Annotated in this window: 12 protein-coding genes and 1 tRNA gene; 11 read left to right on the top strand and 2 right to left on the bottom strand. The window is 64.3% G+C overall.

Annotated elements, in window-relative coordinates; genetic code table 11:
- Window positions 1-45 precede the first annotated feature (45 nt).
- A complete protein-coding gene (locus DM868_RS06120) occupies window positions 46-1,701 on the top strand; it encodes a potassium channel family protein (protein WP_137275985.1) in 1,656 nt (551 codons plus the stop codon).
- A gap of 6 nt (window positions 1,702-1,707) precedes the next feature.
- On the opposite strand, the gene DM868_RS06115 is transcribed toward DM868_RS06120, so the two are convergent.
- On the bottom strand, window positions 1,708-2,061 hold the full coding sequence (locus DM868_RS06115) for a hypothetical protein (RefSeq protein WP_137275984.1): 354 nt from the start codon (window positions 2,059-2,061) through the stop codon (window positions 1,708-1,710).
- 86 nt (window positions 2,062-2,147) lie between these two features.
- Here DM868_RS06115 and DM868_RS06110 point away from each other — a divergent pair, with 86 nt between their 5' ends.
- From DM868_RS06110 to DM868_RS06065, 10 genes are all read left to right on the top strand, one after another.
- Window positions 2,148-2,786, top strand: coding sequence for an adenylate kinase (locus tag DM868_RS06110; protein ID WP_137275983.1), 639 nt, complete (start codon window positions 2,148-2,150; stop codon window positions 2,784-2,786).
- 96 nt (window positions 2,787-2,882) lie between these two features.
- The gene (locus DM868_RS06105) at window positions 2,883-3,959 is read left to right on the top strand and encodes a ComEC/Rec2 family competence protein (protein WP_137275982.1); all 1,077 of its coding nucleotides are present in this window, start codon (window positions 2,883-2,885) and stop codon (window positions 3,957-3,959) included.
- Window positions 3,956-4,243, top strand: a complete 288-nt coding sequence (locus DM868_RS06100) for a DUF3006 family protein (protein WP_137275981.1) — start codon at window positions 3,956-3,958, stop codon at window positions 4,241-4,243. The genes DM868_RS06105 and DM868_RS06100 overlap by 4 nt, the downstream gene beginning before the upstream one ends.
- A 34-nt stretch (window positions 4,244-4,277) precedes the next feature.
- Window positions 4,278-5,174 (top strand): DUF106 domain-containing protein, encoded by an 897-nt coding sequence (locus DM868_RS06095; RefSeq protein WP_137275980.1) that lies wholly within the window; start codon window positions 4,278-4,280, stop codon window positions 5,172-5,174.
- Between the two features lie 92 nt (window positions 5,175-5,266).
- On the top strand, window positions 5,267-5,845 hold the full coding sequence (gene cmk, locus DM868_RS06090; protein ID WP_137275979.1) for a (d)CMP kinase: 579 nt from the start codon (window positions 5,267-5,269) through the stop codon (window positions 5,843-5,845).
- 2 nt (window positions 5,846-5,847) lie between these two features.
- Window positions 5,848-6,726 (top strand): RNA-guided pseudouridylation complex pseudouridine synthase subunit Cbf5, encoded by an 879-nt coding sequence (locus DM868_RS06085; protein WP_137275978.1) that lies wholly within the window; start codon window positions 5,848-5,850, stop codon window positions 6,724-6,726.
- A 55-nt stretch (window positions 6,727-6,781) separates the two neighbouring features.
- Window positions 6,782-6,852, top strand: a tRNA-Pro gene (locus DM868_RS06080).
- A gap of 420 nt (window positions 6,853-7,272) precedes the next feature.
- Window positions 7,273-8,037 carry a bacteriorhodopsin gene (locus tag DM868_RS06075; protein WP_137275977.1) on the top strand — a complete coding sequence of 255 codons (765 nt, stop codon included), beginning with the start codon at window positions 7,273-7,275 and terminating at the stop codon, window positions 8,035-8,037.
- Between the two features lie 119 nt (window positions 8,038-8,156).
- Window positions 8,157-8,954 carry a lycopene cyclase domain-containing protein gene (locus tag DM868_RS06070; protein ID WP_137275976.1) on the top strand — a complete coding sequence of 266 codons (798 nt, stop codon included), beginning with the start codon at window positions 8,157-8,159 and terminating at the stop codon, window positions 8,952-8,954.
- Window positions 8,945-9,976, top strand: coding sequence for a Brp/Blh family beta-carotene 15,15'-dioxygenase (locus DM868_RS06065; protein WP_137275975.1), 1,032 nt, complete (start codon window positions 8,945-8,947; stop codon window positions 9,974-9,976). The genes DM868_RS06070 and DM868_RS06065 overlap by 10 nt, the downstream gene beginning before the upstream one ends.
- An 11-nt stretch (window positions 9,977-9,987) precedes the next feature.
- On the opposite strand, the gene DM868_RS06060 is transcribed toward DM868_RS06065, so the two are convergent.
- Window positions 9,988-11,991 (bottom strand): bacterio-opsin activator domain-containing protein, encoded by a 2,004-nt coding sequence (locus DM868_RS06060; protein WP_137275974.1) that lies wholly within the window; start codon window positions 11,989-11,991, stop codon window positions 9,988-9,990.
- Between the last annotated feature and the right edge of the window lie 226 nt (window positions 11,992-12,217).

Here is a 12,217-nt window from a genome sequence, read left to right as displayed (position 1 = left end):
CCGCTGTCGGGAAGCTTTTCGGGTCGAGCGCCCGATCGGATGAATATGAGCCGAGTCAAGCGTCGCGCTGTGTATTACGTGGCGTTCATCGCCGTCTTGATCCTCGTTGCAGCCGCCGCGTATGATTTCGGGATGCGGACGTTCGAACCCGGTCCGTACCCGCCACCGGGAACCGAAATCTCGCTTCTACACTCGATGCAGGTCGTCGTCGAGACGTTCACCGCGACCGGCTACGGATCCGATTCCCCGTGGCAGAGCGTGCAGATGAATCTACTCGTGATGCTGTTGGACGTCACCGGGGTCGGGCTGTTCTTTTTGGCGCTGCCGGCCGTGTTGCTCCCGCTTTTCAAAGACGCGCTCTCGCCCTCCGTTCCGACGGAGATCGACGCTACCGTCGACGATCACGTCATCGTCTGTTCGGACACTTCCCGGGCCGAGGCGCTGATCGACGAACTCGACGCGAACGGCCTCGATCACGTGTTTATCGACCCCGATCGCGACCGAGCGATGGACCTCGCTGCGGACGGGTACCGAGTCATCCACGGCGACCCGGAATCGACAGAGGCGCTCGAACGAGCCCACATCGGCGACGCCCGAGCGCTCGTCGCCGATGTCTCCGACCGGGTCGATGCGAGTATCGTTCTCGCCGCGGAGGAAGCGACTGGGGACTCGACGGTGATAAGCGTGGTCGAGGACGCCGAAACGGCCACCTACCACCGACTGGCGGGCGCGGATCACGTCCTCACGCCGAGACGCGTCCTCGGGGACGGCCTCGCCGGAAAACTCACCACCGGGGTTCGCGCGGACCTGGGCGAGGCCGTCCGCGTGGGTGACGACTTCGAGATCGTCGAGTTACCGATCCATCGGAACGGATCGCTCGTCGGCCGAACGATCGCGGACAGCGGCCTGCGGGAGACGTACGGCGTCAACGTCATCGGCGCGTGGTCGTACGGTGAGTTCGAGACGCCGCCGCCCCTCGATCAGCCGCTCGACAGTAGCACGGTTCTCCTCCTCGCCGGCGGCTCGGAGGGTATCGAGCGACTCCGGACGGCGGAACGATCGACCGTTCGACGGCCGAACCGGGGGGAGACGATCGTCGCGGGATACGGCGAGGTCGGCCAGACGGTCGCTGCGGCGCTTTCGCGCGCCGGCGTTCCGCATACGACGGTCGATATACGCGATTTCGACGGTGTCGATGTCGTCGGTGACGTGACCGATCCCGACGTCCTCGAATCGGCCGGCATCGAACGCGCCGCTTCGATCGTCCTCGCGCTCTCGGACGACACGCTCACCGAGTTCGCGACTCTCGTGGTCCGGGACAGAGCTCCCGACGTCGAAGTCATCGCGCGCGCGGATCGGACTGACGCCGTCAGAAAGACCTACCGTGCCGGCGCGGATTACGTGCTCTCTCTCGCCACCGTCAGCGGGCGGTCGATCGCTTCACGTATCATCGACGACGAGGAAATCATGTCGATGGACACGAACGTCCAACTGGTTCGGACGACCGCCCCGGCACTCGACGGAGAGATCATCGAGAACGCCGGGATTCGCGAACGAACCGGCTGCACCGTCGTAGCTATCGAACGAAACGGGACCGTCCACACCGATCTCGACGGCGCGTTTCGGCTCGACCCCGGTGACGAACTGGTGATCGCCGGCACCGATGCGGCGACGAACCGATTCGTCGAGCGATACTGCTGATCGAACTCACGCCTCATCGACCGCGTTCAGCGCGTACTCTCCGCCGAGTTCGTACACCTCGCGGAACGCGGCGTCGACGAAATCGGCGGCGTGTTTCGCGTCGGTCACGGCGGAGAGATAGACGACGCCGTCCGCGGCCCTTCTCGTCTCGGGCTGTTTGATTTTGAAGACGTGATACGTCGAGAGGAGCGCGTCGAGCCGATCGCGTTGCTCGGCGTCGAGTTCGAGGCGGATCGTCCGGTCGTCGTACTCGAGTTCGACGCCCTCGGCTTCGAACGTCACCGGCTGCCCCTCGCGTCTCGCATCGAGAATCCCCGTGACGAGCAACGTTCGTCGACCCTCGACTGTATCGGCCGCCATTACCGTTCGTGGGTGAGCCAACCACATCAACCCGACGCTCGCCGCGTTCAGACAACTCTTTTAGGCGGCGCTTTGAACGGCCGCATATGAGCCAGAGCCAGCCCAAGATTCTGCTGCTCGGGGCGCCGGGTGCCGGCAAGGGGACGCAGTCGAAGAACATCGTCGAACACTACGGTGTCGATCACGTCACGACCGGCGACGCGCTGCGCGCCAACAAGGACCTGGAGACGGAACACGGAACACCGCGCGAGTACATGGAAGCCGGCGAGCTCGTGCCGGATCCGGTCGTCAACGAGATCGTCAAGGCCGCCCTCAAGGACGCCGACGGCTTCGTCCTCGACGGTTACCCGCGGAACCTCTCGCAAGCGGAGTATCTCGGGGAGATCACGGACCTCGATCTCGTCGCCCTGCTCGACGTGAGCACCGACGAACTCGTCGATCGGCTGACCGGGCGGCGCGTCTGCTCGGAGTGTGGCGCGAACTTCCACGTCGAGTTCAACCAACCCGACGAAGAGGGCGTCTGCGACGAGTGCGGTGGCGACCTCGTCCAGCGCGACGATGACACCGAGGAGACGGTCAAAGAGCGTCTGAAGGTCTTCGAGGAGAACACCCAGCCGGTCATCGACCACTACGAGGAGACGGGTGCGCTCGTCCGGATCGACGGCGAGGGCTCGCTCGACGAGGTGTGGGCCGACCTCGAAGCCGCCATCGACGACGCGGTCTGAGAAACGGGCTTTTGGTGTTTTCTGCCGTTCAGGCGTGCGAACGATCGGGGCATCGTCCTCGAAAGAGTGTAGATACCCACGGCCGTAGCTCCGCGAATGAAACGGCTCGTGGCGGCGGTCGGCCTGTGTGTGGTGCTCGTCCTCGCCGGCTGTACCGGTGTCGGTGTCCCACCGGTAGATCCGACCGAACCGCCGACGGGAGAGCCGACCGACGTGTCGACCGACGAACCGCGGTCTCCGGCGACGGCTGGCACGTTCGAGGTCCACGCGATCAACGTCGGCCAGGCCGACGCGACGCTGCTTCGAACGCGCGAGGAGACGATGCTCATCGACTCTGGCGACTGGCGCGACGACGGCGAGACCGTGGTCGAGTACCTCGAGGCCCACGACGTCGATCGGATCGACCACCTGATCTCGACGCACGCCCACGCCGACCACATCGGCGGCCACGAGGCGATTATCGACCACTACGAGACCGAACGCGAGGGGATCGGCGCGATTTACGACCCCGGCGTTCCCGCCACCTCCCGAACGTACGAAGAGTATCTGGACGCCGTCGAACGGCATAACGTGACGCTCTTCGAAGTCCGTGACGGCGACGAAATCCCGTTCGAAGGGACTCGAACGGTCGTCCGCAACCCCCCGGAACCGCCGGGTGATAGCCTAAACGACAACAGCGTCGCTGTCACGATCGCTTTCGGCAACACGACGTTCCTGTTCACGGGCGATGCGGAACGCGAGATGGAATCGCGGATGCTCGATGCGCACGGGGACGCACTCGCCGCCGACGTGTATCACGCCGGCCACCACGGATCGGACACCTCCTCGTCCGCCGCGTTCCTCGACGCCGTCGACCCCGAAGTCGCGATCGTCTCGGCGGCCCACGACTCCCCATACGGCCACCCCCACGACGAGCCGCTCGAACGGTTCGCCGAGCGCAATACTCGGGCGGTCTGGACGGCGACGCACGGCTCGATCGTCTTCGAGAGCAACGGAACGAACATCTCCGTTCGGACCCAACACGACGTCACGATGTCGCCGCTGGAACTCGATGGAGCGCCCGAGGCGACCGCCGATCCGACCGACCCAGCAGCGGAGCGAACGGTCATCCGCTCCGTCTCGACCGCCCACGCCCACCAGCGGGTGCAACCTCGTACGGGAGTGACGCCATGAGACTCGACGGCGAGTACGCGGCGACGGTCGATCGCGTCGTCGAGGGGATCGCGATCTTCTTGATAGAGGGCGATGAGCAGCCCCTCGATGAACGCCACGTCCCGGTAGGGGAGCTCTCGATCGACGTCTCGGAAGGGGACAGATTCCGCCTCGAGTTCGACGACGGGGCGCTCGTCGGGATTGAGTCTCGCCCCGAAGAGGCAGCCGACCGTCGGAAGCGATTCCGGGAGCGCTTCGAGCGGCTCTCCCGTCGGCTCGACGACGAGGACGCCGATCGAAGGTAAAAGGTTGATTACCCGCGCTCCGTAAGGGTGCGTAATGGCACGCACAGCCTCGAAAGTACAGGAACTCGTCAAGGAGGATGTAGAGATGGAGGCCGCCCTCGAGTACGTCCTCGACCGCGCCGATCAGGGAACGGTCTCGTGGGGCGACGTCTCCGACGAACTGACGAGCGGGCAGTGGGGTCGTCTCATCGAGATCGGCCTGCTCGTCGATTCCAACGGCGAGGGGTTCGATGTCGCCGATCCCGACGGCGTCCGCGAGGCGCTCGAGGACGACGATCTCGAACTCCCGGACGCGCCGGACGCGGACTCCTCGTGGTCGAAGTGGGACAAGATGGCCGCCGTCGGCGCGATCGCGATGTTCGCCGGCTACACGTTTCGATCGGTCCGCGAGCCGCTCGCCGACACGTTGAACATCGTCCTCGGGCCGCTGTTGAACACGCTGCCGTTCTTCGCCGTCGTGATGGTCCTCGCGCTGTTCACCGGGCTGTACTCGACGCTTCTGCAATCGAACCTGATGAACATGGAGGTCATGGGTGCGTATCAAAACCGGATGAAGGAGATCCAAGAGCGCCGCAAGGACGCCAAAGAACGCGGCGACGACGAGGCCCTCCAGCGCATTCAGGACGAACAGATGGAGGCGATGGCCGACAACCTCGGAATGTTCAAAGAGCAGTTCCGACCCATGGTGTGGATCATGGTGTTGACGATCCCCGTCTTCCTGTGGATGTACGCCGTCGTCGGCTTCCGCGGCGCGCCGCTCTACCCGGACGTGAACCTCGCGCCGATGATGATGCCGATCGTCGGCGAGATCGGGTGGAACGAGTCCCTCCTCGGCCCGATCCAGGCGTGGATCGTCTGGTACTTCGTCTGCTCGATGTGCTTTACGCAGGTCATCCGCAAGGCGCTGAACATCCAGACGACGCCGACGTGATCGGTCCCGATCGAATCCATTTTTGAGCCGCTCCGCGTCCGCCGGCAAACGCGAAGAGTAACGTCTTTCACTCACAGCGGCGCAGTACTGATATGTTGATAACCATCTCCGGCCCCGCCGGCAGCGGCAAGAGCACGATCGCCGCCGGACTGGCGGAACGGCTGGGATACGACCACGTGAGCGGTGGTGACATCTTCCGGGAGCTGGCCGCCGAGCGCGAACTCACGCCGCTGGAGTTGAACAAACTCGCTGAGGAAGACGACACCATCGACCGAGATCTCGACCGCCGACAGCGCGACCTCGCCGCGACCAGCGACGATCTCGTGCTCGAATCGCGGCTCGCCGGCTGGATGGCCGGCGACCACGCCGACTTCCGGATCTGGCTTGACGCGCCGCTGGACGTTCGCGTCGCCCGCATTGCCGACCGGGAGAACAAACCGACCGATACCGCCCGCCACGAGACCGTCGAGCGCGCCGACAGCGAGGCGCTCCGCTACCGGGAGTACTACGACATCGATATCGACGCGCTACACATCTACGATCTTGCGCTTAACACCGCCCGATTCTCGCCCGCCGCCGTCCTCGACGTCGTCGCGACGGCCGTCGAGTCGTACGATCCAGACGACGACGAGGGGAAGACGCCGATCACCGGCGTCACCTACGAGTTTTGACCATGCAGGTCCGTGGCCCGCCCGACGACCGCGATCCCGAGACGCTCCTCGAATTCGGCGTCGTCAACCTCGACAAACCGCCCGGTCCCTCAGCCCACCAGGTCGCCGCCTGGGTCCGGGACATGGCCGGCGTCGATAGAGCGGCCCACGCCGGCACGCTCGACCCGAAGGTCACCGGCTGTCTGCCGATCCTGACGGGGACCGCCACGCGGGCCGCACAGGTGTTCGACGACAGCCGAAAGGGCTACGTGACCGTTCTCGAGGCCCACGCGCCGATCCCCGGTGATTTCGAGTCGACGCTCGCCGAGTTCGAGGCCCCGCTGTATCAGAAGCCACCGCGGAAATCCGCCGTCTCACGCCGCCTCCGTACGCGCGAGATCCACCGCCTCGACGCGCTCGAAACCGAGGATCGACGGGCGTTGCTCGATATCGAGTGCGACAGCGGCACCTACGTCCGAAAGCTGTGCCACGATCTCGGGCTCGCGCTCGGAGCGGGCGCGCACATGGGCGACCTCCGGCGAACCCAGACCGGAACGTTCGACGATCGGACGCTCTCGACGATGGAGGACCTCGCCGACGGCCTCGCCTTCTGGCGCGAGGAGGGTGACGCCGCGCTGCTTCGAGAGGTCGTTTCGCCCGCTGAACGCGCTCTCGCCCACCTCCCGCGACTCACCGTCGCGCCCTCCGCCGCAGAGGAGATCGCCCACGGAGCTCCCGTCTACGCCCCCGGCGTCATCGACAACGAACTGGACGGCGTCGATGAGCATGCGCTCGTCGCCTGCTACACCCCCGACGACGCCGCGGTCTGTCTCGGCTACCTCGTTGGCGACCCCGACGCCGACTCGGGTGTCGTCGCCGAGTTAGAGCGCGTTCTGGTGTGAACGGCACGGCGAAACGAAGGGGTTAAACGTTCCTCAGTCATCCATCGAAATGCATGGGACCGTGGGGTAGTGGTATCCTCTGCGGATGGGGTCCGTTGGACCCGTGTTCGAATCACGGCGGTCCCATCATTTCGCTGTGAACTCTCCGTGAGCAGCAACCGCTGGCGGTCAGATCTCGCCGATCACGGTCTCGCTCCCTTTCGGTTCGACGACATCGTTCAACACTCCATGCATTGGTCCCCCTCGGATGACTTCGAAGTGTTAAAACGTTCCCACAGTCCTGACCTTCGTACGTCCGCCTCTATACGCGCTTTCGCCGCTCGGGACCAGCGACTTGAACTGTTGGGTGGTACTCATACGTGCGCTACATATTTTGGCACAGAATCATCGAAAAATTGTGTCGCGTTTTATTCGAGTCGGACGTGAAAACTTCGAGATCCCTTCGACTCTTCTCATGTCGTTCTCTCGAGAGAAATTATTGCCGCGCTAACCATACTAGTTGGGTATATATTTCAAAACACACGGACCCATAGGGTATGGTGTATCATGGCAACTCCAGAAAGCGAAGTACTGTGGTTGTGGATCGGCACCGCTGGAATGTTCCTCGGTATGCTGTACTTCATCGCCCGCGGATGGGGCGAGGAGAACAGACGCAGACAAGAGTTCTATATCGTGACGATATTCATTACCGCAATCGCCTTCGTCAACTACCTGATGATGGCGCTCGGGTTCGGTTTGACGACGGTCACGGTCGCCGGTGAAGAGTTGCCCATCTACTGGGCGCGGTACACCGACTGGCTGTTCACAACGCCATTGCTGCTCATCGACCTCGCGTTACTCGCCGGAGCGAACCGCAATCAGATCACCACACTGGTCGGTCTGGACGCGCTGATGATCGGCACCGGTGCCGTGGCGACGCTGTCTACGACGGGCGTCTTGCTCGGCCCCGTCGGTGACCGCCTCATCTGGTGGGGCGTCTCGACCGGCTTCCTGTTGGTGTTGCTGTATTTCCTCTTTGGAACGCTGACCGAAGAGGCGAACCGACTCTCGGCGGACGCCCAATCGACGTTCCGTATCCTCCGGAACCTCATCGTGGTCGTCTGGCTGGTGTATCCGGTGTGGTGGATACTCGGCACTGAGGGTCTCGGGCTGGTCACCCTCTACACCGAGACTGCCGGCTTCATGGTGTTGGACCTCGTCGCCAAGGTCGGCTTCGGCATCATCTTGTTGTCGAGCCGCGAAGTCCTCGATGCCGCGGGCGAGGTCGCCGATGCGGCGATGGGTGCGACCCAACCCGCCGACGGTGACTGAGTGCCGGTCGCACCCTTGACCACGAGACGTCCCGTCTCGACACCGCCCCCATGGCCCCCTGTTATGCATCCCAAGACGCCTACTCCCCTCGCAAGGCCGACGGCCGGAGGGGACGCCGCATGAGCGGCCCGACGTACATGCAGTTTCACCTCGCGTTCCTCCTGCCCGTGGTAGCGATGTTGCTCGCGGCGGCGACGGTGACCCGGACCCGGACTATCCGCTCGACAGTGTGGCCGGTCGGTCGACCGATCTATTGGACCGGCGTCGCCATCGTCACACTCGTCGCCGTCATCTATACGACGCCGTGGGATAACTACCTCATCGCTCGCGGCGTCTGGGGGTACGGCGACGGGCGGACGATCGCTCACCTCGGATTCGCCCCCGTCGGCGAGTACGCTTTTTTTGTCATTCAGCCGATACTCACGGCGCTGTGGCTGGGGCAGTTGACCCTCCGTCCTGGATGGCCGGAGCTATCCGGACTCGGAAAGATCGCCGACTGGGGTCGAGTTCTCGAGGTCGGTCGCCTCGGGCTCGGTCTCCGGTTGATCGGCGTCGTCGCCGCCGTTTCGATCGGCGTCTTCGGTGGTCTCGCGCTTGCGACGCCCGATACGTTCTACCTCGGAGCTATCCTCGTGTGGGCCGCCCCGGTCCTGTTCGTCCAGTGGGTCGTCGGCCTCCCGCAGTTGCTGTACCAGCGTCGGACGGTCGCCCTCGGAGTCGCCGTCCCGACGCTGTACCTCTGGATAATCGACCGAGTCGCGCTGGCGACCGGCATCTGGTACATCTCACCGACGTACACGACCGGCATCGAACTCTTCGGCCTGCCTATCGAGGAAGCGCTGTTCTTCCTCGTGACGAATCTATTCGTCGTGCAGGGGCTGGTCTTGTTTCGGTGGGTGGTTGACCGATGGGCGTGACCGTCGGCCGACCAACGCCCACGTTCCGCGCAGTCTACGACCGAGTTGCTGCCCGCCCCGCGTGGACGGTCTGTGCCCTCCTCGTCGTCGGGTCGATCCTCGGACGACTATTCGACGTCTCGCTTCCGCCGACAGTCAGATACCTCCCCCTGGCGGCCAGTGTCGTCGTTTTCGGGCTCCCTCACGGCGCGGTCGATTATCTCATCCCGGCCCAACTCGACGGCCGATCGCTGGCTGCCTCGATGACTCTCGTTGGCAGTCTCTACGCCGTACTCGGCGGCGCTTACACGGCACTGTGGCTCACCGAGCCGCTCGCGGCCGCGACGATCTTCATTGCACTGACTTGGTTCCACTGGGGACAGGGCGACGTACACGCCCTCGTGTCCTTCGTCGGCGCCGACCACATCGACTCGACGGGGCTACGCGTCGCGACGTGTTTCGTCCGCGGTGGCCTCCCCATGTTCGTCCCGTTTCTCGCTTTCCCGGAACGGTATCGGGCGGTCCTCGAGACGTGGGTTGAACTGTTCGGCGGCGATCTCTCTGCGACGTGGGCGTTCGTGCCGCATCTCCGACTCTTCGGTGGGGCCGTCTTCCTCGCAGTCACCGTGGGTGTGCTACTCGTCGGGCACCGTCGTGCCGGGGAAACTCGCGGTTGGCGCATCGACGCCGGCGAGACGGCGTTGCTGTGGGCGCTCTTTTTTACGGTGCCGCCGATCCTGGCCGTCGGCGTCTACTTTTGCGTGTGGCACTCGCTGCGGCACGTGCTCCGCTTCTCCGCGATCGATGAGCAGGAGGTGAGGACGACCGCCGGTCGTCTTTTCTCCGCTTTCGCCCGCAAGGCGGCACCGTTGACCGTCCTCGCGTTGGTTTTCCTCGTCCTGTTCGGCCTGCTGGCCCCCGCATCGCCGTCGAACGCCTCCGAGTTCACGGGGCTGTATCTCGTTTTCGTCGCCGTGCTTACCCTACCCCACGTGGCCGTCGTGACGTGGATGGATCACCGGGAGGGTGTCTGGAACAGCTGATTTACCGGGAACTACCGTTCGAAGAACGCCTCGATAAGTTTTTGTTCGGCGGCGCGGAGGTGCTGGTGAAAAGTCGAACGCCCGATTCCCATAGATTTGGCGAGGACGTCGCCGGTTACGGGGCGATCCCACTCGTAGAAACCACTGACGTGGGCCTTTTGCAGCGCGGTCAACTGCCGTTCTGTGAGGCGGCCTTCGATGTCGGCGACGAAGTCCTGTCGTGTCGAGGGCGGTCGCTCGCGTTCGCGCTGGGCGACGATATCCGTCTCGGGGTAGCGTTCGAGAAGGTGGTCGACGACCGCTCGAACGTCAGCCTCCGTGGGGAGTTCGAGCTCGAGGTTTGCGACCCCGTCGGAGACGTCGATCGAACGGATGCTCACGCCGCGTTCGGCCAGCGTCGTGGGCAGGGAGTCGTCGATGACGGTGAACTCGAACAGCGTCTCGCCGCCGTGTTCGTGTATCACCTCTGCCGAAGCGATATCCAGGTATCGATCGGCGGTGTCGATGACAGCATTCGAGTCGGCGTTCGACTGGAAGAACATCAGGACGGTGCCGTCATCGCGGTAAACGGACCCCTTGTAGGCGAAGGATCCGCCCGCCCGCTCGGAGAGATCGACGAAGAACAACCCGTTGTCGCGCGTTTCAATCCCCAGCTGCGTCACGCTGTCCGTCGCAAGCATGCGACCCCGTTCGGCGGCGTTCAGCGCCGTCGCCGTCGCTCGTCCGATGGCTTCGAGAACAACGCGCTCGTGATCGTTCAACGCCGCCGCCTCGGTCGTATACAGTGAGAGCACGCCATACGTCGTCTCGCCGTAGACCAACGGGACGACGGCGATGCCACCGAGGTTATCGTGGCCCATCCACGGCGACCGATCGGCGACGGCCGCCAGTTCCGCCTCGTCGGTGACGACCTGTGACTCGCCCGTTTCGTAGGCGGCGGCAGCCGGAAGCGGGTCAGCATTATCGAGCGGAACGCCGATGGTCGCGTCCGTCACCGCCCACGCGCCAGCCGACGCCGACGCTACGAGCGCGTCCGTCGGGTGGTTGGGGACGCCGACCCACGCGAACTCGTAGGTGTCGATGTCGGCGACACACTCACAGACAGCCTGTTCGATGTCGACGCGACGTTCACCGGCGACGAGCTCACGAGTCACGTCATTCAGGAGACCATCGATGCGGACCAACAGGTGTTGGAGGTTCCGTCGCTCGCGTTTCACCTTCATCTCAGCCTCTTTGCGCTCGGTCACGTCCGTCTGGAACCCCACAAAGTACGACACCTCCCCGTCGTCGTGGACCGGCGCAATGTCGACGCGGTTCCAGAAGGGGTCGCCGTCCTTCCGGTAGTTCAGCAACTCGACGGAGACCGGTTCACCCGTATCGACGGCTCTCCGCATCTCGGCGATGGCCTCGAGATCGGACTCCTCGCCCTGTAGGAACCGACAGTTCCGGCCGACGACACGCCCTTTCGAGTAGCCGGTCAACCGCTCGAAGGCGTCGTTGATGTACACCATCGGCTCGTCGGGGGCGTCGGCGTCGGCGATGGTGATCCCGACTGGCGCCTCGTCGATGGCCCGCTCTTTCAACCGGATTTCTTCGCGCAACTCGAGGTCTTCGATCGGCATCCGGGTCGCGCCCTCACCCCGGAGCGGCGACGACTCGACCCCCGATCGAACTCGCTCAAGAAGGCGTTCCCTGGCGTCGGGTGCAGTCTTCGGGACGAACTCCGAGACGCCGGCTGCAACGGCTTCGCTCGCCACCGTCCCGTCGTCAGCGACGACGATGACGGGGAGGTCGGGCCGCTGCGTCCGTACCTCTTCGAGGAGGCCGACGGCGTCGAGCGATGGTCCCTCGACGGCGACGACACAATCGACCGCCGAAACCTGCGATAGCGCCGCCTCGGTGTCCGCCGTCGCCGACACGGACAGCCACGGTTCCTCGGCCAGGGCGGCCGAACGGCCGTCGGTGTCGTCGCCCTCGGCGACGAAGAGTACTCGCGCGGGCTCCGCTTCGGTCATGAATACCTCACTAGTTTGGGTAGCGCCCCCCGAACATATAAACGTGAGTCACCCTCGCCGTCGAGTACCACCTCGGTTGGTGATCGCGTTTATCACAGTCGGACGGTGAGGAGAATCTCGACCGGTCGATTGACGCGATTCGCACGTCGATCACTCACAACTTCGCGGCGATCAACTCGACGGCACGCAGGATCCGATACAGCAGGTACACCACGAGCGCCCCGTA

This window comes from Natronomonas salsuginis (assembly GCF_005239135.1).
GTDB lineage: Archaea > Halobacteriota > Halobacteria > Halobacteriales > Haloarculaceae > Natronomonas > Natronomonas salsuginis.
The sequence above is the reverse complement of the archived record's forward strand: the minus strand, read 5'-3'. Positions and strand labels throughout refer to the sequence as shown.

Excerpts from the sequence above, each read along its gene's own strand:
- DM868_RS06120 (WP_137275985.1), top strand. The coding sequence starts at position 46 with ATGAGCCGAGTCAAGCGTCGCGCTGTGTATTACGTGGCGTTCATCGCC.
- DM868_RS06115 (WP_137275984.1), bottom strand. The coding sequence starts at position 2,061 with ATGGCGGCCGATACAGTCGAGGGTCGACGAACGTTGCTCGTCACGGGG.
- DM868_RS06110 (WP_137275983.1), top strand. The coding sequence starts at position 2,148 with ATGAGCCAGAGCCAGCCCAAGATTCTGCTGCTCGGGGCGCCGGGTGCC.
- DM868_RS06105 (WP_137275982.1), top strand. The coding sequence starts at position 2,883 with ATGAAACGGCTCGTGGCGGCGGTCGGCCTGTGTGTGGTGCTCGTCCTC.
- DM868_RS06100 (WP_137275981.1), top strand. The coding sequence starts at position 3,956 with ATGAGACTCGACGGCGAGTACGCGGCGACGGTCGATCGCGTCGTCGAG.
- DM868_RS06095 (WP_137275980.1), top strand. The coding sequence starts at position 4,278 with ATGGCACGCACAGCCTCGAAAGTACAGGAACTCGTCAAGGAGGATGTA.
- cmk (WP_137275979.1), top strand. The coding sequence starts at position 5,267 with ATGTTGATAACCATCTCCGGCCCCGCCGGCAGCGGCAAGAGCACGATC.
- DM868_RS06085 (WP_137275978.1), top strand. The coding sequence starts at position 5,848 with ATGCAGGTCCGTGGCCCGCCCGACGACCGCGATCCCGAGACGCTCCTC.
- DM868_RS06075 (WP_137275977.1), top strand. The coding sequence starts at position 7,273 with ATGGCAACTCCAGAAAGCGAAGTACTGTGGTTGTGGATCGGCACCGCT.
- DM868_RS06070 (WP_137275976.1), top strand. The coding sequence starts at position 8,157 with ATGAGCGGCCCGACGTACATGCAGTTTCACCTCGCGTTCCTCCTGCCC.
- DM868_RS06065 (WP_137275975.1), top strand. The coding sequence starts at position 8,945 with ATGGGCGTGACCGTCGGCCGACCAACGCCCACGTTCCGCGCAGTCTAC.
- DM868_RS06060 (WP_137275974.1), bottom strand. The coding sequence starts at position 11,991 with ATGACCGAAGCGGAGCCCGCGCGAGTACTCTTCGTCGCCGAGGGCGAC.